Origin of the sequence: Candidatus Effluviviaceae Genus V sp. (genome assembly GCA_014728125.1) — a bacterium.
Classification (GTDB): Bacteria; Joyebacterota; Joyebacteria; order Joyebacterales; family Joyebacteraceae; genus WJMD01.
The window spans coordinates 18,007-41,576 of record WJMD01000094.1 but is presented as its reverse complement, the minus strand read 5'-3'; the positions used below and the strand labels follow the sequence as shown (position 1 = coordinate 41,576).

General features: G+C 66.6%; 20 protein-coding genes. 19 read left to right on the top strand and 1 reads right to left on the bottom strand.

Annotated elements, in window-relative coordinates:
• The coding region (locus GF405_05515; GenBank protein MBD3367614.1) for an alpha/beta fold hydrolase at positions 1 to 796 on the top strand (796 nt) is incomplete at its 5' end.
• Positions 793 to 2,205, top strand: coding sequence for an amidohydrolase family protein (locus GF405_05510; GenBank protein ID MBD3367613.1), 1,413 nt, complete (start codon positions 793 to 795; stop codon positions 2,203 to 2,205). The genes GF405_05515 and GF405_05510, both read left to right, overlap by 4 nt.
• Before the next feature lie 105 nt (positions 2,206 to 2,310).
• On the opposite strand, the gene GF405_05505 is transcribed toward GF405_05510, so the two are convergent.
• Positions 2,311 to 3,639: a hypothetical protein gene (locus tag GF405_05505; protein MBD3367612.1), complete on the bottom strand. Its 1,329-nt coding sequence runs from the start codon at positions 3,637 to 3,639 to the stop codon at positions 2,311 to 2,313.
• Positions 3,640 to 4,003: 364 nt separating this feature from the next.
• Here GF405_05505 and GF405_05500 point away from each other — a divergent pair, with 364 nt between their 5' ends.
• From GF405_05500 to GF405_05420, 17 genes are all read left to right on the top strand, one after another.
• Positions 4,004 to 4,432 carry a DUF296 domain-containing protein gene (locus GF405_05500; GenBank protein ID MBD3367611.1) on the top strand — a complete coding sequence of 143 codons (429 nt, stop codon included), beginning with the start codon at positions 4,004 to 4,006 and terminating at the stop codon, positions 4,430 to 4,432.
• 3 nt (positions 4,433 to 4,435) lie between these two features.
• Positions 4,436 to 5,251, top strand: a complete 816-nt coding sequence (locus tag GF405_05495; GenBank protein MBD3367610.1) for a transketolase — start codon at positions 4,436 to 4,438, stop codon at positions 5,249 to 5,251.
• A 70-nt stretch (positions 5,252 to 5,321) separates the two neighbouring features.
• The gene (locus GF405_05490) at positions 5,322 to 6,329 is read left to right on the top strand and encodes a transketolase family protein (protein ID MBD3367609.1); all 1,008 of its coding nucleotides are present in this window, start codon (positions 5,322 to 5,324) and stop codon (positions 6,327 to 6,329) included.
• Between the two features lie 64 nt (positions 6,330 to 6,393).
• Positions 6,394 to 7,554: an aminotransferase class I/II-fold pyridoxal phosphate-dependent enzyme gene (locus GF405_05485; protein MBD3367608.1), complete on the top strand. Its 1,161-nt coding sequence runs from the start codon at positions 6,394 to 6,396 to the stop codon at positions 7,552 to 7,554.
• Positions 7,555 to 7,633: 79 nt separating this feature from the next.
• A complete protein-coding gene (locus tag GF405_05480) occupies positions 7,634 to 8,227 on the top strand; it encodes an NTP transferase domain-containing protein (protein MBD3367607.1) in 594 nt (197 codons plus the stop codon).
• A gap of 116 nt (positions 8,228 to 8,343) precedes the next feature.
• Entirely contained in the window at positions 8,344 to 9,285 is a 942-nt protein-coding gene (gene arcC, locus GF405_05475) for a carbamate kinase (protein MBD3367606.1), read from the top strand.
• 104 nt (positions 9,286 to 9,389) lie between these two features.
• Positions 9,390 to 11,102, top strand: a complete 1,713-nt coding sequence (ade, locus tag GF405_05470; GenBank protein ID MBD3367605.1) for an adenine deaminase — start codon at positions 9,390 to 9,392, stop codon at positions 11,100 to 11,102.
• The gene (locus GF405_05465) at positions 11,065 to 12,351 is read left to right on the top strand and encodes an MFS transporter (GenBank protein ID MBD3367604.1); all 1,287 of its coding nucleotides are present in this window, start codon (positions 11,065 to 11,067) and stop codon (positions 12,349 to 12,351) included. The genes ade and GF405_05465 overlap by 38 nt, the downstream gene beginning before the upstream one ends.
• Before the next feature lie 38 nt (positions 12,352 to 12,389).
• Entirely contained in the window at positions 12,390 to 13,403 is a 1,014-nt protein-coding gene (locus GF405_05460; protein MBD3367603.1) for a BMP family ABC transporter substrate-binding protein, read from the top strand.
• Positions 13,404 to 13,461: 58 nt separating this feature from the next.
• The gene (locus GF405_05455; protein MBD3367602.1) at positions 13,462 to 14,988 is read left to right on the top strand and encodes an ATP-binding cassette domain-containing protein; all 1,527 of its coding nucleotides are present in this window, start codon (positions 13,462 to 13,464) and stop codon (positions 14,986 to 14,988) included.
• A complete protein-coding gene (locus GF405_05450; GenBank protein ID MBD3367601.1) occupies positions 14,985 to 16,094 on the top strand; it encodes an ABC transporter permease in 1,110 nt (369 codons plus the stop codon). Before GF405_05455 ends, GF405_05450 begins: the two co-directional genes overlap by 4 nt.
• Positions 16,091 to 17,749: a murein biosynthesis integral membrane protein MurJ gene (murJ, locus tag GF405_05445; GenBank protein MBD3367600.1), complete on the top strand. Its 1,659-nt coding sequence runs from the start codon at positions 16,091 to 16,093 to the stop codon at positions 17,747 to 17,749. The genes GF405_05450 and murJ overlap by 4 nt, the downstream gene beginning before the upstream one ends.
• A gap of 35 nt (positions 17,750 to 17,784) precedes the next feature.
• On the top strand, positions 17,785 to 18,687 hold the full coding sequence (locus GF405_05440) for an ABC transporter permease (GenBank protein MBD3367599.1): 903 nt from the start codon (positions 17,785 to 17,787) through the stop codon (positions 18,685 to 18,687).
• 172 nt (positions 18,688 to 18,859) lie between these two features.
• Positions 18,860 to 20,152: an MBL fold metallo-hydrolase gene (locus tag GF405_05435; protein MBD3367598.1), complete on the top strand. Its 1,293-nt coding sequence runs from the start codon at positions 18,860 to 18,862 to the stop codon at positions 20,150 to 20,152.
• Positions 20,153 to 20,261: 109 nt separating this feature from the next.
• On the top strand, positions 20,262 to 21,200 hold the full coding sequence (locus GF405_05430) for an ABC transporter permease subunit (GenBank protein ID MBD3367597.1): 939 nt from the start codon (positions 20,262 to 20,264) through the stop codon (positions 21,198 to 21,200).
• Between the two features lie 52 nt (positions 21,201 to 21,252).
• Positions 21,253 to 22,266, top strand: coding sequence for an ABC transporter permease subunit (locus GF405_05425; GenBank protein ID MBD3367596.1), 1,014 nt, complete (start codon positions 21,253 to 21,255; stop codon positions 22,264 to 22,266).
• A gap of 28 nt (positions 22,267 to 22,294) precedes the next feature.
• Complete coding sequence (locus tag GF405_05420; GenBank protein ID MBD3367595.1) at positions 22,295 to 23,557, top strand: extracellular solute-binding protein; 1,263 nt, start codon at positions 22,295 to 22,297, stop codon at positions 23,555 to 23,557.
• The last annotated feature ends 13 nt before the right edge of the window (positions 23,558 to 23,570 follow it).

The window sequence follows — 23,570 nt, the reverse complement described above, 5'->3', positions numbered from 1 at the left end:
TCACGTCCACGGCTACGCGGGCACGTTCTACGAGAACCGGTTCGTCAGCGAGATGGGCGACGCGCTCGCGTCGGCCGGCGTGGCGATGCTCGCCGTCAACAACCGCGGTCACGACTACGTGGCCGACAACCTGAGCGGCTCTGGGTCGGGGACGACCACGGTCCCGGGCGGGGCCGCGTACGATCTCTTCGAGCGAACGCTCGATGACATCGATGCGTACGTCGGCCATGTCAGAGACCGGGGCTTTGAGTCGGTCTGGTTCTCAGGACACAGCCTGGGAACGCTGCGTGTCGTGCACTACCTGAGCGAGCGAGGAGAGGACGGCGTACGCGGCATCGTCCTGATATCCCCGCCGGACATGTTCGGGCTGCTCGATCAGCGGACAGAAGGCCGGTTCGAGGCCGTCGTGAGCGAGGCCCGGGAGTTCGTCGAGGCCGGAAGGGGTGACGAGCTCATCACCGCTGGTCGGGACCATCCCGTCTCCGCCGCATCGCTGGTGAGTCTCTACGGCGACCCGTCCGTGACCGATGTCTTCGCTGTGCGCCAGGGCGACGAGGGCGACTACGACCGCATCGAGAAGCTGAGCGTTCCGGCGCTCGTGACCATGGGGGACGTCGAGGAAGCGGTGACGATCGACCCGGCACGGGCAGCCGAGCTCGTGGCGTCGCACCTCGGAGGCGAGGCATCGTGCGTCGTGATATCCGGTGCGAACCACGTCTACTGGGGACACGAGGTTGAGCTGGTCCGGGCGATCGTCGGCTTCGTCGACGCGGCCGGACAGAGGGCATCCCGATGAGCCGGGAGAGAACGACTGCGAGGAGCATCGTCATTGAGGGCGGCCGGGTCGTCGGCCCGATCGACTCCTTCAACGCGTCCGTCCTCATCGAGGACGGGACGATCAAGGCCGTCGGTCGGCACATCGAGGTCCCGAGGGACGCAGAACGCTTCGACGCCCGCGGCATGCTCGTCCTGCCGGGAGCCGTCGACGTCAGAACGCACGTGGGGGTCGAGCACTCGGGGCACGAGTCGTCGGGCTTCGGGGACACGGCGGGGGAGGCGGCGCTGGGTGGGGTCACGACCTTCATGGCGCACGCCTATCCGGTCAAGGGACAGTCGCTCCCCGACGCGGTCGATGCGGCCGTGCTCGAGGCGACGGGCGTCTCGCACGTCGACTTCGCGTTCCACGCGGGGTTCACCCGGATCGAAGAGCGCTCTGACGGCGAGATCGCGGACCTGGTTGAGCTCGGGGCACCCAGCCTCGTTGCGAACACGGGCGGCATCGATGACCCGACGGCCCTCGGGGACGATGAGCTTTACGGTCTCCTGCTGGAATCCTCGCGCGAGGGGGCCCTCGTCTCTGTGCGGAGCGAGACCGGCTGGTTGACCAGGCGCAGAACCGGCCGCCTTGCGGAGAAGGGTCGGCTGGGGGCCCGCGCGCTGGCCGCGTCGCGCCCCAGCTACGCTGAGGGTGAGGCCGTGGCGCGTACGCTTCGCGCCGCCTTCCAGGCCGACGCCCCCGTGTGCATCGCCAACGTATCGACCGGGGAGGCGCTGACTGCGGCCGAAGAGGCGATCGACCTCGGCGTCGACGTCTACTGTCAGACGGCATCGCACTACCTGGTGCTCGACGAGGACCTGCTTCAGCGGTCAGACGGACATCGCTTCGCGACGCTTCCGCCGCTCCGCGGCAGTGCGCACAGGGAGGCGCTCTGGCAGGGGATCGAGGACGGGTTCGTTCAGGTCGTCGCGAGCGACCACTGCTCCTTCACCGCGGACGAGAAGGACGAGGGCTCCGACGACTTTCGGCGGATTCCGCCGGGCGTGCCGTCGATCGGCACGCTGCTCCCTGTGCTGTGGACTGCCGGTGTCCGCGAGGGACGGATGACCGAGAACGAGCTCGTCGACCTGATCGCGACACAGCCCTCGGAGATCTTCGGACTCTACCCGAGGAAGGGCGCCATCCGTGAGGGGGCGGACGCCGACCTCGTCATTCTCGACCCGGAGCTGACGCTCGACGCGACCCCTGACGTCGTCGGCGGTCACTCGGACTACGCCGTGTACGACGCCGGGGCGCTGACCGGATGGCCCGTGGCGACGATGGTCCGCGGCGTCTGGGTGGTCGAGAACCGACGGCTGGTGGGGGCCCCTTCCCATGGGGCGTTCGTCCCGAGGAAGACCGTCTGTCAGCGGCCCGGCGTGCGGTAGCGGTCGGGCGTCCAAGCGGCGGTCTGAAACGGGAACGGCGCGGGTTCATGTCCCGCGCCGTCGTACTTCGGCTTACCTGACAGAGGCCGCCCGCGCCCCGACGTGTCACCGGTAGATCGCCTTGATCGATCCCCACGACACATCCTGAACCGGCGAGGTGCACGCGTCGCACCCCTCGTAGCCCGACCCGATGAGGAAGTCCCACGGGTTGTTCGACTTGATGCAGACCGAGTTCGAGCAGAGTCGGAAGTTCCTGGATCCCATGTCGCAGAAGAGCGGGTCGTCGACCAGGACGTCCTCGCCCCAGAGGTCGTCTCCGCCCTCGTTGCCGTACGCCACGCAGCGCGTGGTCTCGAGCGCCGAGTAGTCCTCGCGGTGGATGGCGCCGCCTCCGCCGGTGTTGAACGCGAGCAGGGTGTTCTTGACGGACATGAACTCGTAGGTCACGTCGGCCTTCGAGTAGATGCCGGCGCCGTACCGGGCGGAGTTCAGCGCGAACGTGCAGTTCTCGATGACCGGCGTCCGCTCGGATTTCGTGACGGCGTACAGTCCTCCTCCCCGGTCGGCCGTGTTCTCGGCGATTGTGCAGAAGTTGACGACCGTGGCGGAGAAGCCGCTGATGAAGAGCGCGCCCCCCAGGTTGGCCTCGTTTTCATAGAAGTGGGAGTTCTTGACGATGGAGGCCGTCGTGGGAAAGCGTATCTCCTCTTCGGGAGGCGTCGAGCCCGCGAAGACGGCGCCGCCCTCACTGGCCACGTTCCCGGTGAAGTCGCAGCTCGACACGACGATAGCCGATTCGGTCTTCGACGAGATTGCCCCGCCGTTGAGGTTGGCCGTGTTGTCGGTGAACTCGCAGGTGCGGAACTCAGGAGAGGCCTGATATGTGTACACGGCGCCGCCGTAGTCGTTCGCATGGTTGTCGGCGAAGTTGCAGTAGTAGATCTTCGGGGACGAGTACGGTCCCGAGAAGATGGCGCCGCCGTAATCGGCCTCGTTCGACACGAACTCACAGTCGATGATGAGCGGGTCGGCGCCCCACAGGTAGATCGCGCCGCCTTCGAGGCCGAGCCCCGTATCGCCGAACTCATAGCCGCTGCCGTTCTGGAACGTGAAGCCCTCGACGGCGCAGTGGTCCGACTCGCCTCGCTCGAGAACGAGTGCCGGCCCTTGTCCCTCGCAGTCGATCACCGTGACGCCCGCGCCCGATGTCGACTTGAGCACGAGGTCCCTGCCCACGAAGTCGATCCGGCGGTTGCCGGGGCCCGTGTAGGTGCCGGGGGAGACGAGAATGGTGTCGCCCGAAGAGGCGGCCGCGAAGGCCTCTCCGATCGTCACGTAGGTCTGGGTGCCGGAGTCGTCGACCGTGTGCGTCGTGGCTGCGGCGACGGCGGGAATCAGGGCGAGGATGATCACCGCTCTGTGGCAGCACTTCATGGCATGTCCCTCCTCTCACAGGGGGAGGCATCTGGAGTATAGCACACGTCGCCGGAAGCTCCCAGCTACTCCCCCCCCCTCATCGAATCTGACTCAGTTACTCATCCTAACGTTTGCTCGAAGTCTCGCAAGCGTGCGCCCCATCACGGGCCCGCCAGGGCGAATCACGTTGACATGCCGCGTTCCGTAGCGTAGGCTTATCAGTTCTGAAACGCCTACTGCTAGGCGCTATTTCGCTCCGGAGCCGTCCCTGGGTCCCGAACCACAGCGGCTCCGGCGGACGCGTCTTTGCGTCGCTACCGGCTGTCGCACGTCTCACGGCGTCGACGGTCGATGCGCGGCTCGGAACGGGGGGTGGGGAACGATGGAGTACACGCAGTCCGGCGATCTGATCCTCGTGCGGCTTCATCAGGATGAGGATCTCTACGAACAGCTCAAGGCCGTAGCCGAAGCATGCGACGTCCGGACCGGTGTCGTGCTCTCCGGTATCGGCATGCTCAAGCAGGCGGAGCTCAACTTCTTCGTCAAGAACGGGGAGTACTCCGCGGTGCTCTTCCCCGAGCCCATGGAACTCGTGTCGATGACGGGCAACATCATCAAGCAGGACGGCGACTGGCACTTCCACGTCCATGCCGTGCTGGCCCGGCACACAAAGGAGGCCGTCGCCGGACACCTCTCGAAGGGCAAGGTCAACGTCACCAACGAGATCGTCATCCTCAAGACGGACGCGAAGGCGAAGCGCAGGCTCGACGGTGCGACCGGGCTCATGGCGCTCTCGCTGGGCGGGGAGTGATCGATGTCTCCGACGCCGATCGAACTGGCGGAGATAGCGAAGGTCGTCAGGCGCGACGTCCTCACGATGATCCTCGAGGCGGGCTCCGGGCACGTCGGAGGGTCGCTGTCTGCCGTGGACGCGCTCGTCGTGCTCTACTGGGACGCCATGCGTGTCAAGCCGGAGGACCCAGCTTGGGACGATCGCGATCGCTTCATCCTGTCCAAGGCGCACGCCGCGCCGGCGCTCTACTCCGTCCTGGCGCGTCGAGGGTTCTTCGACGTCAAGGAGCTGATGACGTTCCGCAAGCTGAAGTCAATCCTGCAGGGATTCCCTGACATGCAGACGACGCCGGGCATCGACGCCTCGGTGGGCTCGCCCGGACAGGGACTCTCGATCGCGAACGGGTGCGCCATCGCCGCGAAGCGCGACAGGAAGGAACATCGCGTCTACTGCCTCATGGGTGACGGCGAGGCGCACGAGGGACAGGTGTGGGAGGCCGCGATGACGGCCGCGCACCACAAACTCGACAACGTCTGCGTCATCATCGATCGCAACAAGATGATGGGTGACGGAAACACGGAGAACATCGTCGCCCTCGCTCCGCTGTCGGACAAGTGGCGGACCTTCAACTGGCACGTCATCGACCTCGACGGTCACGATGCCGAGCGGCTGTCGGGCGCCCTCTCCGAGGCGGCGTCGGTCAAGGGCCGGCCGACGGTCGTCCTTGCCCGGACCGTCAAGGGAAAGGGCGTGCCGTTCATGGAGGGACGGGCGGAGTGGCACGATCGTCCTCTCACCGAGGAGATGTACGAAGAGGCGATGAAGGCCCTGGCCTGACGAGCCGACCGGACGCCGTCCGGATGAGACGCACGAACGCCGCCGGCCGGCGGCGTCGGAGGATTCCTGAATGGTGGAGACGGGACTCGTCGACATCGCGCACAGCGTGATCGAGACCGAGGCCACGAACAGCGGCTACGAGCGCGGGCTGATCGAGCTCGCCGAGCGCGGTGACGACATCATCGTGATGGACGCGGACCTGGCCGGCTCCAGCGGGACGGCCGAGTTCCGGAAGCGGTTCCCCGATCGGTTCATGGACATCGGACTCTGTGAACAGGACATGATCGGTACGGCGGCCGGGCTCGCGCTGGCCGGCAAGTGTGTGTTCGTCACGACGCACGGAATGCTCGCGGCCGGCAAGGCGTGGGACATCATCCGCTCGACGATCTGCTACGGGTCGCTCAACGTCAATATCTGCGGCGCCGACGCCGGCCTGTCGGCCGGGGCCGCGGGAGGTTCCCGGCAGTCGCTCGAGGACGTCGCCGTCATGCGAACGCTCCCCGGGATGACGGTCGTCGTGCCCGCCGATTCGGTGCAGGCGGCGCGGGCTACCGTGGCGGCCGCCCGGATCCCCGGTCCAGTCTACATGCGCATGGCGGCCACGCGCGTGCCCGTCGTGACGACCGACCTCACGCCGTTCATCGTCGGACAGGGCAGCGTGTATCGCCAGGGTCAGGACGTGACCGTGATCGCCTGCGGCGTCATGGTCTACGAGGCGATGAAGGCGGCAAGGACGCTCGAGGACACGGGAATCTCGGTGCGCGTCATCAACTGCCACACGATCAAGCCGCTCGACAGGGCCATCGTCGGGCGGGCGGCGGCGGAGACGTCGGCCATCGTGACGGTCGAGGAGGGCTCCATCATCGGCGGCCTCGGCGGCGCCGTTGCGGAGGCCCTGACACACACGGAGCGACCGACCCCCATCAGGATCATCGGAGTAGGAGACAGGTTCGGCGTCTCGGGCGAGCACGAACAGCTGCTCGCTCATTTCGGTCTCAAGGCGCGGGACATCGCGCAGGCCGTCAGGGACGTCCTGAAGAAGCGTACGGAGTCGGGTGATACGGACGGCGGCGTCTGAGCCCGCCGTGGTGCGTTGACGAGGCTCCGCGAGGGGCCGTGAGAGCGACACAAGGAGGACTGACATGTTCGCGGAGCGCATGAACAGGTTGGGTACTGAGACCGCGTTCGAGGTGCTGGCCAAGGCCCGTGCCCTCGAGGCGAAAGGGCGCGAGATCGTCCATCTCGAGATCGGCGAGCCGGACTTCGATACGCCCGACAACATCCGGAAGGCGGCCGAGAAGGCCATCTGGGACGGGATGACGCACTACGGACCGTCGGCCGGCCTCATGGTCGCGCGCGAGGCCGTCTGCGAGTTCTTCGCTGAGGACCGGGGCATTCAGTACACGCCCGACGAGATCGTCCTGACGCCGGGCGGCAAGCCGATCATCTTCCTCCCCATCCTCGCGCTGGTCGACCACGGCGACGAGGTCATCTACCCGAACCCGGGCTATCCGATCTACGAGTCGGCGATCCGGTTCGCGGGCGGCAAGGATGTTCCGCTCCAGCTCCGCGAGGACAAGGACTTCCGTTTCGACATCGCGGAGCTCGAGGAGAAGATCAACCCGAACACGAAGATGCTCATTATCAACTCGCCGCAGAACCCGACCGGCGGCGTGCTGACGAAGGGTGACCTCGAGCGTATCGCCGAGCTGGCGATCGAGAACGACGTGGTCGTGCTGTCCGACGAGGTCTACAGCAAGATCGTCTACGAGGGCGAGCACCAGACGATCGCCGCCCTGCCGGGCATGAAGGAGCGCACGATCCTGATGGATGCGCATTCGAAGACCTACGCGATGACCGGATGGCGCCTGGGGTACGCCGCGATGCCGAAGGCGATCGCCGAGAAGTTCACGAAGCTCAACACGAACGTCTACTCGCATGCGACGTCGTTCGTGCAGATCGCCGGTATCGAGGCCCTGAAGGGCCCCCAGGACGAGGTCGAGAAGATGGTCGGCATCTTCAAGAAGCGCCGCGACGCGATCGTCGACGGGCTGAACGAGGTCGACGGCTTCTCGTGCCTGAGGCCCAGGGGCGCGTTCTACGTCTTCCCGAACATCACCGAGACGGGAATGAAGTCGCAGGAGCTGGCGGACAGGATGCTGAACGAGGCCGGCGTCGCCTGCCTCTCCGGGACCTGTTTCGGCAAGTTCGGCGAGGGCTATCTGAGGTTCAGCTACGCCAACTCGCTCGAGAACATCGAGAAGGCGCTCGAGTCGATCAAGGACGTGATGTCCCGCGGCTAGCGGGCGTGCGGTCGGCGGCGCCCGTGTGTCGGCGGGCGCCGCGGTCCGAAGACCGCTCGGAATACTGAAGAGGGGTTTCATGGCATCAGCAGTCGTACTCGCAGCCGGTGAGTCGAAACGCCTTGGGATGAAGAAGGAGGTCCTCCCGATCGACGGAGTGCCGATGATCAGACAGATCGTCGGCCGCCTTCTGGATTCGAAAAAGATCGACGAGGTGGTCGTCGTCCTGGGTGCGGAGGCGGACGAGGTGGGCACCTCGTTGGCCGGAGTGCTCGACGAGCGACTCGAGCTGGTCGGCAACGCCCGCTACACAGAGGGTGTCGGATCGTCCATCGGACAGGGCGTCAGCGCCTGCTCGTGGGAGGCTTCTCCCATACTCATCGTGCCCGGCGACACGCCCTTCTTCACGACGGACGATGTCGACGCTCTGGTCGACGCTCACTCGCAGGGGGCGCGCATCGCGGTCCCCGTGCTCGACGGCCGGCGAGGACACCCGCAGCTGTTCGACGGGTCCTACCGCGAGGAGCTGGAGAGCCTGAGCGGCGACTCCGGCGCCCGCGACATCGTCGAGAAAGAGGGCGAGGCGGTCGTGGAGGTCGAGCGGGACGACGAAGGCTTCCTGATCGACGTCGACACGATGGACGACTATCAGGCTGTGAAGGCAGGGCTCTAGGTTCTCCGGGCGTTCCGCGTCGGGCGTGGCTGCTGCTGCGGCCACGCCGCTCGCTTTCAGGGACCGGCGGTCCGGGACGGCGAGGTGGACGCCGCGGGGATCTCACGGGAGCAGGGATGAGCAAACTCGCAGTTGTCGCCGTCGGCGGGAACTCCATCACGAAGCCGGGACAGCGGGGGACCGTGTCCGAGCAGTTCGCCAACGCGCGCGAGACAGCGGCCCACATCGCCGACATGATCGCACGGGGCTACGACATCGTGGTGACCCACGGGAACGGCCCTCAGGTCGGCGGTATCCTCCTCCGCGCTGAGATGGCGGCGCACGTGGTTCCCCCGATTCCCCTCGACTCTTGTGTCGCGGATACGCAGGGCAGCATGGGATACATGCTCCAGCAGGTGCTGAGCGCAGAGCTCGGCGCGCGGAGCATCGACCGGGAGGTCGTGACGGTCGTCACGCAGGTCGTCGTCGACCCGGACGACCCCGCGTTCGATGAGCCGACGAAGCCGATCGGCCCGTTCTACACCCGCGAGGAAGCCGAGCGGAAGCGGGACGAAGCGGGCTGGGACGTCGTCGAGGACGCCAATCGCGGGTGGCGGCGCGTCGTGCCGTCACCGATGCCGAAACGTGTTGTGGAGGCGCGTTCCATCAAGCGCTTGCTCGAGGCCGGGTCGATCGTGATAGCGGTCGGCGGCGGCGGAGTGCCCGTGGTCGAGAACCGGCACGGGGAGCTCCAGGGCATCGAGGCCGTCATCGACAAGGACCACGCGTCCAGACTCATCGGGAACTCGATCGGCGCGCAGCTCCTGCTCATCTCGACGGCCGTGGAGCAGGTCTCCCTGCACTTCGGTGAGGAGAACGAGGCCCGGCTCCCGCGTCTATCGGTGTCCGACGCCCGCGTCTACTGCGACGAGGGTCACTTCCCTCCGGGGAGCATGGGGCCGAAGATCCTGGCCGGAATCCACTTCATCGACGGCGGAGGCGAGGAGGTCATCATCACCTCGCCCGAATCCATCGGGCGGGCGCTCGACGGCGAGACCGGGACGCACATGACGGCGTGACCGGCGGGCTGCCGCCGCCGCATGCAGGTGCGGGACGCGGACGAGGCGCACTCCGGATCGGACATCAGACGGAGAACCGACGAACGAAGGGCTGCGAGGAGCGCATGAAAGACATCGTCAGGATGATCCGCGTGGCGCGGGGGACCATGCCGGCCGACCTTGTTCTCAAGAACGGTCGGATCGTCAATGTCTTCTCGTCCGAGATCCACGAGGGCGACGTCGCTATCAGCGGGACCCGCATCGCAGGCGTCGGAGACTACAAGGGACGTCGGGAGCTCGATCTCAAGGGCGCCTATCTTCTTCCCGGTCTCATCGACGGCCACATGCACATCGAGAGCACGATGGTGACCGTCCAGGAGTTCGCGCGCTCCGTCGCACCCCGCGGCACGACATCGGTCGTGGCCGATCCGCACGAGATCGCGAACGTCCATGGTCTCGAGGGCATCCACTACATGCTGAACTCCAGCAAGTTCGGACCCGTCAACGTCTTCGTCATGCTCCCGTCCTGCGTTCCAGCCACTCACTTCGAGACCGGGGGCGCGGACCTCAAGGGCTTCGATCTCTACCCGCTCCTGGCCGAGAAGTGGGTCCTTGGTCTCGGAGAGGTGATGAACTTCCCGGGCGTGCTCCGAGAGGACGAGGGGCTTCTCGATAAGATCACCATGACCCAGGACCGGAAGCGGATCGACGGGCACGCACCCGGTCTGTCGGGGAAGGACCTGAACGCCTATCTCGCCACGGGCGTCACGTCCGACCACGAGAGCACCTCGACGGACGAGGTTCTCGAGAAGCTCCGCCTCGGCATGCACATCATGCTCCGTGAAGGCTCAGTGACGAAGAACCTCAAGGACCTCCTGCCGGCCGTCACGTGCGAGAACCTGTCGCGCTGCTTCTTCGCCACCGATGACCGCCACCCGAAAGACCTCCTCGAGAAGGGGCACATCGACCACATGGTCCGTCTGGCCGTCAGCGAGGGGCTCGACCCCGTCTCCGCCATCAGGATGGCGACGATCAACACGGCACAGTACTACCGCCTGAACGACCTCGGCGCGATCGCGCCCGGTTACACGGCCGATCTCGTCGTCGCCGACGACCTCGAGAAGTTCATCGTGAGGAAGGTCCTCAAGGGCGGGAAGGTCGTTGCCGAGGACGGCGAGATGGTCGTCCCGAAGCCTGAGATACCGCTCCCGAGCCTCAGGAGCTCGATCAACATCAAGTGGGTGTCGCCGGAGGACTTCCGCATCGAGGCGACGGGCAGCCGCATCCGCGTCATCGACCTCGTCCCCGACCAGATCATCACCCGGGCGCGCGTAGAGGACGCGAAGGTCTCGAACGGCGAACTTGTGCCGGACCTCGAGCGGGACCTCCTTCCGGTCGCGGTCGTCGAACGCCATCACGCCAGCGACACCGTGGGGAAGGCCGTGGTCCGCGGGTTCGGTCTGAAGCACGGAGCGATCGCCAGCTCGGTGGCGCACGACTCCCATAATATCGTGGTCGTCGGCACCTCGAGTGAGGAGATGATGGCCGCAGTCGTCGAGATCTCGAAGATGAAGGGCGGACTGGCTGTCGTCCGGAACGGAGAGCTTGTCGAGGGGCTTCCGCTCCCGATCGCCGGCCTCATGAGCGAGTCGGGGCTCGAGGACGTCGTGGACGGACTCGAGCGGGTTCACGACGCTGCCCGCGACCTGGGTTCGACGCTCGATGACCCGTTTATGGCGATGTCGTTCCTTGCGCTCCCCGTCATCCCCGAGCTCAAGGTCACCGACCTCGGGCTCGTCGATGTCAACGCCTTCGAGTTCGTCGACCTCTTCGTCTAGAGCGCAGGCACGCCGAAGCTGGCCCGGAGGTGTCGTGCACCGGCGCGTCTACACGATTCTCTTCATAGCCATGTTCGCGTCGACGATCGGCGTGGGGTTCATCGGCCCGCTTCTGCCGCTCTACGCCCGCGACCTCGGCGCGGCAGGGCTCTCGCTGGGCATGATCTTCGCCGGGTTCTCCACGGCGCGGCTCCTCCTCGTTCCGTTCATCGGTCGACTCTCCGACCGCTTCGGCAGGAAGCTCTTCCTCGCGATCGGCCTGGCGGCCTACTCGATCTTCTCGCTTGGGTACCTGAACGCCGACAGCGCCTGGCATCTCATTCTGGTTCGTGTCCTTCATGGAGCGTCGGCCGGGATGGTCATCCCCGTCGCCCAGGCCTACATCGGGGACATTGCGCCCAGGGGTCGCGAGGGCTCGTTCATGGGGACCTTCATGGTCTCGCTCTTCACGGCGTTCGGGCTCGGGCCCCTTCTGGGAGGCGGCCTCGCGGACCGCTTCGGCATGGGGGCGGTCTTCTACGCCATGGGGTCGTTCTCGGCCGTGGCGCTCATTCTGGTGATCTTCCTGCTGCCGGAGCTGGGCCTGCACCGCGAACGGTGGAAGCGGCGGGCGCCCGTCCGGTCGGTCCTGTCGCACAGCATCGTCGGGGCGCTGCTCATCTATCGCATCGCGATCGCCCTGGGGCGGGGTGTCGTCATCCCGTTCCTGCCGTTCGTCGCTGAGGAACGCGGCGCCTCGCTCACGATGATCGGCGTCCTGCTCGCCACGAACATCATGCTCGCCGGCTTCATGCAGATCCCCTTCGGGAAGCTCGCCGACCGCGCCCCGAAGCACGTTCTGATGGGCATCGGCATGGCGGCGAGCGCGGCCGTGATCTTCGCCATACCGTACTGCAGGACCGTGACCCATCTGTTCTTCCTGCAGATGGCCACCGGCATGGCCAGCGCCCTCGGGTTCCCTTCGGCGATGGCGACGGCGACGCAGTGCGGGCGGAGGTTCAACGGCATGGGGACCGTCATGGCGCTCTTCAACAGCGGCATGAGCATCGGGCTCATTCTGGGGCCCCTGGCCGGCGGCTTCGCCGAGGGCATCTTCGGCCTTGACTTCGTCTTCAAGGGTGGTTCTCTCGTTGTCGTCGGCGGTCTTGTGGCCTACACCTTCCTGATGCGGAGGGCCGCGGCGTCCGGCGCGCTCGCCTGCATCGAGCAGGAAGAGGATGACGACGTTCCGGCCGCCTCGAGCGGCTGAACCGGGTCTCGACACAACGTCAAGTGACGGGGGTGACAATGGACAGGAAGCTCGTGCTCCTCCTCGTGGCCGCGGCGCTGGTCGCTGGCGTGACCGGGTGCGGCGAAGCGCCCGACGGCGCCGACCACGACGGTGTCAGGGTCGGCATGGTGTTCGACGTCGGTGGAAAGGGCGACAAGTCGTTCAACGACTCGGCGTACAGGGGACTCCTCCTGGCGGCCGACGAACTCGGTGTCACGTTCACCGAGTTCGAGCCCGGACAGGATGCCGACCGCGAGACGGGTCTCCGGAAGCTCGCGCAGTCCGGATACGATCTCATCATCGGCGTCGGTTTCCTTTTCAGCGACTCCATCCGGTCGGTCGCCGCCGACTATCCTGAGACGAAGTTCGCATGTGTGGACTACGACGTCCGGCCGGACGAGACGCTGCCTCCGAACCTCGCGGGACTCACGTTCCGGGAAGAGGAGGGCTCGTTCCTCGTCGGCGTGCTCGCGGGGGAGTTCACGAAGACAGACCGCATCGGCTTCATCGGCGGGATGGACATCCCGCTCATTCACAGGTTCGAGGCCGGCTTCGTCGCGGGAGCCGAGTATGCCAACCCGCGTGTGTCCACGACCGTCGCGTACGCGGGCTCAACGCCCCAGGCCTTCGCCGACCCGGCGAAGGGCAAGGAGCTGGCCCTCCTTCAGTACGGTAGAGGGGTCGATGTCATCTACCACGCCTCCGGCAGCACCGGGAACGGTGTCATCGAGGCGGCCCGGGAGACGGGCCGGTACGCCATCGGCGTCGACTCGAACCAGAACTACATGGCGCCCGGTCACGTGCTGACCAGCATGGTCAAGCGCGTTGACAACGCGGTCTACATGATCGTCAAATCGGTCGTCGAGAGGAACTTCGAGGGCGGTGTCCGAGAGTTCGGTCTGGAGGACAACGGCATCGGCTACGCGGTCGACCAGTACAACGAGGCTCTTCTGACGAAAGAGATGATCACCGCCGTCGAAGAGGCGCGGGCCGCGATCATCGCCGGCGAGATCGACGTTCCCAGAGAGTAGGCGAAGGTCCGCCCCGCTTCGCTCCAGCGAGGAAGCCTGAGGCGCCGACGGAGGATCCATGGCCCCACGTCCGGCCGTCGAGATGCGCGGGATCACGAAGTCCTACCCGGGCGTTCTCGCGAACAGCGACGTCGACCTCCTTGTCGAGGAGGGCGAGATCCACGCCATCGTCGGCGAGAACGGCGCGGGCAAGTCGACCCTGATGAAGATCCTCTACGGTCTCGTCCCTCCCGACGCCGGCGAGATCGCCGTTCACGGGCGGCCCGTCCGCCGCCACAGTCCCTCCGCCGCGATCCGGCTCGGCCTGGGCATGGTCCACCAGCACTTCATGCTCGTCGACACACTGACAGTCGCCGAGAACGTCGTCCTCAACGAGGAGCCCACCCGCTTCGGCGTCCTTCTCGACTCGGGGGCCGCGGCCCGGCGCGTCGAGCGGCTCTCGCAGGAGTACGGGTTCGCACTCGACCCGGAGGCGCTCGTAGGCGATCTCTCAGTCGGTCTCGAGCAGCGCGTCGAGATCGCCAAGGTGCTCTACCGCGGGGCGAGAACGCTGATCCTCGACGAGCCGACGGGGGTTCTGACGCCGTCCGAGGTCGACGAGCTCTTCGCGATTCTCCGCGCGCTCCGCGAGGACGGAAGGACCATCCTCTTCATCACCCACAAGCTGGACGAGGTGCTTGCGCTCGCCGACCGGATCACCGTGATGCGTGACGGCCGGGTCACGGGTCTCGTCGAGGCTGGGGCGACGGACGAGGGCTCGCTCGCGAGGATGATGGTCGGGCGGGACGTGCTGCTCAGGGTGACGAAGAAACCGCCGACACCTGGTCCCGTCCGCCTGACCGTCGACGGGCTGTCGGTGAGGGGACTGCGGGGCGAGACCCTGGTCGAGGACGTATCATTCGAGGTCCGTGCCGGGGAGATACTCGGCGTGGCCGGCGTGCAGGGAAACGGCCAGACGGAGCTCGTCGAGGCGCTGACCGGCCTCAGACGACCGTCCTCGGGCCGGGTCGAACTGGACGGCACCGACGTGGCGGGGCTCGGACCGCGGGGCATCAGGGACCTCGGCGTCTCACACGTTCCCGAGGACCGTCTGGAGCGCGGGCTGGTCGGTGCGTTCAGCGTCTCGGAGAACCTGGCGCTGGGACGGCATCACCGGGAGCCCTACTCGTCGCGCGGCCTGCTCGATCCGACGTCCTTCCGCAGCGAGGCTGAGCGGCTCATCGAGGAGAACGACCTCAGGCCGCCGGACCCGGAAGCCCTCGCCTCCGGACTCTCAGGCGGGAACCAGCAGAAGCTCATCGTGGCACGTGAACTCGACGGCGCCCCGCGCCTCCTGGTCGCATCGCAGCCCACCCGCGGCGTCGACATCGGAGCCATCGAGTTCGTCCACGGTGAGATCCTCAGACTGCGCGACGACGGCGCAGCCGTCGTCCTGGTCTCCTCGGAGCTGTCCGAGATCCTGACGCTCGCCGACCGCATCGCGGTCATGTACAAGGGACGGCTCGCGGCGGTCGTCGATGCCTCCGACGCGACCGAGGAGTCGATCGGCCTCCTCATGACCGGTGCTGCGGGGGGAGCGTCATGAGAAACGCGCGCGCGGGCATCGTGGATGTTCTGTCGCCACTCCTGGCCGTGGCGGCGGCGATGCTCGTGGGCGGCCTCGTCGTGCTGGCCATCGGCGAGAACCCGCTCACCGTGTTCGCCATTCTCCTGCGCGGGGCCTTCGGGAGCGTGGACGGTCTGGCCCTCGTCCTCTTCAACGCCTGTCCTCTCATCTTCGCCGGTCTCGCTGTGGCGTTCGCCTTCCGCGCCGGGCTCTTCAACATCGGCGGCGAGGGGCAGCTCTACATCGGATCGCTCCTCTGCGCCGTTGCCGGACTCGCCCTGGACGGCGTGCCGGCCGTCCTCGCGGTCCCGGCGGCCCTTGTGGCGGCGGCCGGGGGCGGCGCGCTCTGGGCGGCCGTGCCGGGGTATCTCAAGGCGCGCCTCGGGGTCCATGAGGTCATCAACACGATCATGATGAACTTCATCGCGATCGGGCTCACGAGCTACCTCGTCGTCAACGTCTTTCGCGAGGCCGGCCAGATGACGCCCCAGACGCCGCGGATCGCAGTGGCGGCGCGTCTTCCCAGGCTGGCGCCCGCGCTTCAGGCGATCGGGATCCCGGTGCCGGACGCGAACCCGCTGAACGCCTCGCTGATCGTCGCGCTGGCCGCGGTCGCCGCCGCGTGGTTCATTCTGTACCGCACGCGGCTCGGCTACGAGATCCGCGCCGTCGGTGAGAACCCGAAGGCTGCCGAGTATGCCGGAATCAGCGTACGGAGGGTGACGGTCGCGGCCATGGCCCTGAGCGGGGCCTTCGCGGGGCTCGTCGCGACGAACGAGGTCATGGGGTTCCGCTACCGCTTCCTCGACAACTTCTCGGGCGGCATCGGCTTCCTCGGCATCGCGGTCGCTCTTCTCGGAAGGAACTCGCCGCTCGGCGTGCTGCCGGCGGCGCTCCTCTTCGGTGTGCTCAACACCGGCGCGCTCGAGGTCGACGTGTTCACCGATGTCCCCCGTGAGCTCATACTGGTCATCCAGGCGGTCACCATCGTCCTCGTCGTCGTGGTGAACGAGGTCCTCCGGAGGCGTCGCAGAGCGGCGGGAGGTCCGGAGGACGACGTCCCGGAGAGAGCGGAGGCGTCGTGAGTGCGAACCGCACCAGATCGGATGCCGGCCGTCTGTTCGTGTCGGCGGCCTGGGTCATCGGCCTTGCTCTTGTGGGTAAGGCCCTCGGGCTCGTGAAGGACATCGTGGTGGCGGCGCAGTTCGGGACCACCGCCGTGATGGACGCGTTCCTCGTCGCCTTCACCGTCCCGACGATCGTCAACAGCTGGCTTCGTACGCCCATCCGGTCGGGGTTCATTCCGATCTTCTCTGAGACGGCGGAGCGCGACGGCGAGGACCGCGCCTGGCGCTCCGTCGGGGTTCTCCTGACGGACTTCGTGGCCATCGTGGCCGTCGCGGCTCTCGTCGTCTTCGTCGCGGCGCCGTGGATCGTCCGCGCGATAGCTCCCGGCTTCGACGGGCCGACCCACGAGCTCGCGGCGTCGCTGACACGCATCATGGCGGCGACCATCGCCGTCGCGGCCGCGTCGGGCATTCTCTCGTCGCTCTATCACGTGTACGGGATCTTCTCGGTCCCGGCCCTCTCGGCGCCGGTCCACAACGTCATCCTGATCGCGGCGGCCGTCTTCCTGGCGACGCGCTACGGCATCAGGGGGCTCGCCTGGGGCGTCCTGGCGGCGAGCGTCGTCCGCTTCCTCATCCTGTCACCCATGCTCATCCGGAACATCAAGCGGATGGTCTTCCGCATCGACTTCCGACATCCGATGCTCCTGGGCATTCTGAGGCTGGCGCTGCCGCTCTTCATCGGCATGGCGGGGGCCAAGCTCGACGACGTCGTGGACCGTCTCTTCGCCTCGCTGCTGGCGGAGGGCAGCATCTCCGGCCTGGCGTACGCCCTCCGGCTGATCGAGATCCCGAAGGAGGTCCTCATCCTCGGGTTCTCGACGGTGCTCTTCCCGCTTTATGCGAGGCTGGCGGCGAAGGGCAGGCTCGACGAGCTGGGCGATAAGCTGACGACGTCGATGTCGATCGGGTTCTTCGTGCTTCTGCCCGTGTCGGTGGCGATGGCTCTTCTCGCCGAACCGGTCGTGAGGCTGATCTTCCAGAGGGGCGAGTTCGACGAGCGGTCGGTCGCGTTCACGGTGCGGGCGCTCCTCTTCTACACCCCGACCGTCTGGGCACTGGGCCTGACGAGCATCCTGACGTCCGGCTTCGTGGCGCTCAGGGACACGAAGACGCCGGTGATCACCGGGTTCGTCAGGCTCGGATTCAAGGTGCTGCTGGTCTACCTGCTCATCGGAACGCTCGATCACGCCGGCGTGGCGCTGGCCACGTCGCTGTCGCACATTCTCAAGATCATCCTGCTCCTCATCTTCGTGCCGAGGGCCATCAGGCGTGGACGGTACGGCAGGATGCTCAGGGGGTTCGCCGGCGCCGCGGCGGCGACCGCGATCATGGGGGGCGTCCTCTACCTGATCCTCCCGTACGCCGACCGGTTGGCGCTCGGCGTCGAGGGCTGGCCGAGAGCGCTCGCGCTCGTCGCCGTAGCGCTCGTCGGCGCGCTCGTCTATCTGGGTGCCGCTTGGCTCCTCGCCCGACGGGAGCTTCGGGACACTGTCAGGACCATCCGCGACGGCTTCGGGGAGATCCGCTTCAGGGCGCTCCGCCGCATGGGCCGCCGCCGCGGGCCGCGGGCGCCGGGCGGTGATGACGGTCCGCCGCTCGATCTCGACTGATGATGCGACCACGAACCGGGGAGTGAGAGACGACGATGTTCGACCTTGCCGTTCTCGATTCGGCGCTCCGCATGGCGACGCCGCTCATTCTGGCGGCGCTGGGAGGCATGTTCTCCGAGCGGTCGGGCGTCGTGAACATCGGACTGGAGGGCATCCTGCTCTCCGGAGCGTTCGCCAGCATCCTGGCGACCGACCTCACGGGCGATCCGTGGGCGGGCGTCGTAGCCGGCATGACCGCAGGGGTCCTGGTCTCGCTTGTGCATGCCGTCGTCTCGGTCACGTTCCGCGCCGACCAGATCGTCAGCGGCGTCGCCATCAACCTCTTCGCGATGGGCGCGACGCAGTTCGGGACGTGGCTGGTGTGGGGGAGCTCCGCCAACTCGCCGGCCGTCGCCGCGATGAGTCACTGGGCGCTGCCCGAGTCGTGGGGAGCGGTCGCGCGCGCGGTCAACCCGGTCATCGGTCACTACCCGCCGCTCGTCTACCTCGCGCTGCTCGGAGTGCTCGCTGCGCACGTCGTGCTCTTCCGCACCCCGTTCGGCCTGAGGCTCCGGGCGACGGGAGAGCATCCGGAGGCCGCCGATACCCTCGGGATTCGTGTCCGGCGGATGCGTTACGCCGGGGTGCTTCTGTCCGGTGTCCTGGCAGGTCTGGGCGGCGCGTTCCTCGCGCTCAACACACACCAGTTCGTGAAGAACATGTCGGCCGGACGCGGGTTCATCGCGCTCGCCGCGATGATCTTCGGGAAGTGGACGCCGGGAGGGGCGCTCGCTGCGTGCCTCCTGTTCGGATACGCGGAGGCCGTGCAGATGGGCCTCCAGGGGCGGGGCGTCCCCAGCCAGTTCGTGCAGATGATCCCGTATGTGCTCACGATGCTCGCTCTCGTGAGCGTCATCGGGCGGGCGAGACCGCCCGCGGCCGTCGGGAAACCGTACTAGTTCCCGTCGAGTTCGCCGCGTCTGCGGCATCGAGGCCGTTCACCCGTGTCCTGCGCAACCTCCGTTCCCCATTCCTTGACTTCCCACCTGTTTGGCCCTACCATCGCTGAACGCGTCGGTCGCCGCGCCGGCGCGGAATGCTGACACACATACGAACAGGAGCAGGCTGATTATGGGACGGATGATCATTCGACCCCTGGCCGTCTTGACCCTCGTGGCGCTGAGTGTCGTCGGGTGCAGCGAGCGCGAGACGAACCCGTTCGATCCGGCCTCCGATACTGAGGGCCCTCAGGTGACGAACTTCGTCTACTCGGGCGGGGAGGCCACGTGGTCCACGAACGAGGAGGCGCTGTCGGTCCTCGAGTACGCGCCGGTCGGCGGCGACTACGTGCACTACGTCTACGCGTCGACGAAGTACCACTCGACGTTCCACCGCGTCCGGGTGCTGGGGATGGAGGAGGGGGAGGAGTACGTCGTACGGGTGAGAAGCGTCGACCGCGCCGGCAACACCTCCTACGAGAACACGGCCGGTCTGCCTGACACGCTGACAGGCGACGCGTTCTACGGCGAGTCGTTGCGACTGGGCATGATCGACGTCGGCTGGGGACTCTCGATGGCGCTGACCACCCCCGACGGATCGAACGTTCTCATCGACGCCGGCTACTACGAGAAGCTGGACGACGTTCTGGCGTTTCTCGACGAGAACGGACTCGACGTCTTCGACGCGGCGGTTGTGACCCACTATCACATAGACCACTACGGCGGCTTCGGGACCTACGAGCCGGGGGACGAGAACGACGGCGTCCTGAACCGGTTCGTCTTCAACCACTTCTGCTGCCCGGACACGACCGACCTCTACCGCGACATCCCCGAGCGGCTCCGCGCGAAGGCCGCTCGCTATGACATCCCGATCACCTACATCAGACAGGGTGACTCGTCCGAGACCGTCGACGCGCTCGACTGGGACGATTCGCCCGGCTTCGAGGTCACGGTCCTCGCCGCCGGTCTGGGCGGGGCCATGATGGCGGTCGACGACTCCGGTGAGGAGGGGATGAACACCAACAACGACTCCGTCGTTCTGATGATCCGCTACGGCGACGTCGAGATCATCACGACGGGGGACGCGGAGCACTTCACCGAGTACGACATCGTGACCGCTTTCGGTCGCGACGTGCTCAACGCCGATTTCCTTCAGGTGGGCCATCACGGAAGCGACGATTCCTCCTCCGAACTCTGGCTCGACAACGTCCGGCCGAGAGTCGCGTTCATCTCGAACGCGATGGTCGAGGCCGCGCTGGCGAAGGAAGAGGTGCTCCAGGGTCTCCGCGCGGTCGACGCGGACTACTTCATTACGGACCGCATCTTCCCCAACACCTCGCGCAACGCGGAGCCGGTCTACGGCAATCTGGTCCTCGAGACCGACGGCGAGTCGATCGAGGTCACTCTGGACCCCGATCCGCACTAGACGCTGAACCGTGGCGCCCGGGCGGCTTCGGGCGTCCCCGGGCCGGTTCCCCGGGGAGGGAGAGACGGGCGGCGTGAGCTGGCTCGAGAAACTCAAGCGCAAGAAGGCGATGGACCCGGTGACGGCGATGCTCTACATCGTCCCGGCCGGGATCGTCATCGTCATCTTCCGCATGGTGCCGATCGCCTCGGCGTTTCTCCTGAGCTTCTTCGACGTCAAGATGGGACGCATCCGGGGCTTCGTGGGGCTCGCCCAGTACGCGCGCCTTCTTCAGGACCCGACGTTCTGGAGCTCACTCGGCACGACCGGCTACTACGTTCTCGGCGTCGTGCCGATCTCGCTCTTCCTCTCGCTCTTCGCAGCGGTGCTCCTGAACAAGAAGATCCGGGGGCTGGGATTCTACCGTACGGTCTACTTCCTTCCCGTCGTGACGTCGCTCGTCGCCGTCTCAATGGTGTGGAAGTGGATCTTCCACCCGCGGCTGGGGCTTCTGAACTACGCCATCCAGTCGCTCGGAGGCTCGCCGCTTCTCTGGCTCGAGGAGCCGCGCGGCGTCTTCCAGATGCTGGCGGAGACGGCGGGATGGGGATGGTGGCCCGACTGGCTGGCGGGCCCGAGCCTCGCGCTCATCGCGGTCATCGTCGTGGCGGTGTGGAGGGGCATAGGATACAACATCGTCATTTTCCTCGCCGGGCTTCAGAACATCCCGGAGCAGTACTACGAGGCGGCGCGGATCGACGGGGCGAACGGCCGTCAGGTCTTCTGGCGCATCACGTGGCCGCTCCTCTCACCGACGACGTTCTACGTGCTGCTGTCGACGACGATCGTCTCGTTCCAGGTGTTCACGCAGATCTACCTGATGACGGGCCCGCCGGTCGGCGGCCCGATGGGCACCACGAAGGTCATCGTCTACTATCTCTTCGAGAAGGGGTTCGACGCCGGCGGCAACATGGGGTACGCGAGCGCCGTCGCGCTGATCCTCTTCGCCATCATCCTGACGCTGACCCTGATACAGCGGCGCGTCGTCGAGCGGCGCGTGTACTACTAGCGCCGGCAAAGGTCACTCGAGCGGCCGATTCGGACGGGAGCACGAGACTCGAATGAGTGCCGAGGCGACACTGGCATCGCACGACGATTCGTCGTACCGCGCGAGTCGCGCTGCGGGACGGGCGGGTATCTACGCCGCACTGTGGTTCGGCGTGATCCTGATGATCGTGCCGTTCCTGTGGATGATCTCGACGTCCCTCAAGTCGCCGATCGAGATCCTCTCGTTCCCTCCCACGTGGATCCCGACCGGTCACTTCGTGCAGGAGGCCGACGGCTCGTGGGAGGAGGTCTACGTCGTCTCCGAGAACGAAGCCGGGGGCACCGTCGTCGTGACATCGGTCGACGGAGCGGGGGAGAGAACGGTCGACGCCGAACAAGTCGTCGACCGCGTCCGACTCCGCTTCGGGAACTACCTGGAGGCATGGCGCCAGGCGCCGTTCGGGCGCTACTACTTCAACACGATCTTCGTGACGCTCTTCGTCGTGGCCGGCGTGCTCGTGACCTCCTCGCTGGCGGCGTACGCGTTCGCGCGCATGAAGTTCTGGGGAAGGGAGAACCTGTTCGTCCTGTTCCTGTCGATGATGATGGTGCCGCAGCCCGTCTACATCGTGCCGTCGTACATCATCCTCGTGAAGCTCGGGATGGTCGACACGTACCAGGCGCTCATCATTCCATGGATCGCCCACATCTTCTCCATCTTTCTTCTGAGGCAGCACTTCCGGACGATCCCGAACGACCTCTACGACGCGGCGATCATCGACGGCTGCAGCCGGCTGGGTTTCCTGTGGAGGATCGTGCTTCCGCTGTCGAAGGCCGTGCTCGTGGCGGTGGTCATCTTCACGATCGTGGGGACCTGGAACTCGTTCCTCTGGCCACTCGTCATGACGAACTCGCCCGAGGTGCGGCCGCTTCAGGTAGGACTCGCGCGGTTCTCGCAGGAGCAGGGCACGAACCACGAGCTCATGATGGCAGCGGCGACCTTCAGCGTCGCTCCGCTCATCATCGCCTACTTCTTCGCGCAGAAGCAGATCATCCAGAGCCTCGCGACGTCGGGACTCAAGAGTTGACGTCCGGGCTTTCATCGAGGGAGGAAGAATGAAGCGGATCATGATCGTCGCCGCGCTCGCCGCGCTCCTCGCGTTCACCGGGTGCGGCGGTGAGGGGGAGACCGAGTCGGGCGTCGTCACCGTCGAGTTCTGGCACGCGATGGGAGGCCCTCTGGGAGACGTGCTCGACGAACTCATCGCCGAGTTCAATGCGTCGCGCGACGATATCGAGATCGAGTCGGTCAGCATGGGCCGCTACCAGGCGCTGTCGCAGAAGATCATGGCATCGGTCGCCGCCAATCAGCCGCCCGTGCTTGCGCAGGCGTACGAGGCCTGGACCGGCGAGCTCATCGAGAACGGAAGCGCTGAGCCGCTGAACGGCTACATCGAAGGCCCGAACGGGCTGACGGAGGCCGAGCGGGCCGACTTCGTTCCGGGCATGCTCGAAAACAACACGTGGGACGGCGTCGTCTACTCATTTCCGTTCAACAAGAGCGTGCGCGCCATCTACTGGAACCGCGACCTCTTCGCCGAGGAGGGGCTCGAGTGCGCCCCGAGAAACTGGGACGACTACCTGGGCTTCGCGAAGCGCCTGACGAAGGACACCGACGGCGACGGGGAGATCGACCAGTGGGGCACGGCGGGTCAGATCAGCGCGTGGATGTTCGAGAACCTGCTGATCCAGAACGGCGGGCGCATCCTCAACGAGGACGGCACGGAGGCCGCCTTCGACGGCCCCGAGGGCGTCGAGGCGCTCTCGTTCATGGTCGAGCTGCTGACGAAGTGGGGGAAGGTAACGTCCGGCTACGAATACCAGAACGACTTCCAGGCCGGGAAGGTCGCGATGATCGAGGGGTCGACCGTCTCGCTCTCCTTCATGGAGGGGAAGTACACGTTCGACATGGCGGTCGCGCCGCTTCCAGAGAAGGAGGAGAAGGGCTGCTTCATCGCCGGTACGAACGTCGTTGTCTTCGCCGACGCGTCCGAGGCGGAGAAGCAGGCTGCCTGGGAGTTCATCAAGTGGTTCACGAGTCCGGAGGTCACCGCGCGGTGGGCGGCCCGGACCGGTTACGTGCCGGTCAGGATGAGCGCCGTCGAGGACGACGCGATGGTCGCGAGGTTCGCCGAGGTCGACGGACTCGACGCCGTGCTGCGGCAGCTCGAGTTCGCGAGCTACGAGCCGCGGACGGCCGCGTGGTACGCGGGGAGGAAGTACCTGGAGGAGATGGCCGTCGAGAGCGCGCTCAGAAAACAGGCCGAGCCGGCGGAGGCGCTCGCCAAAGCCGCGGCCGCGGTGAACGCCGAGCTCTAGAAGGCCCGTACGG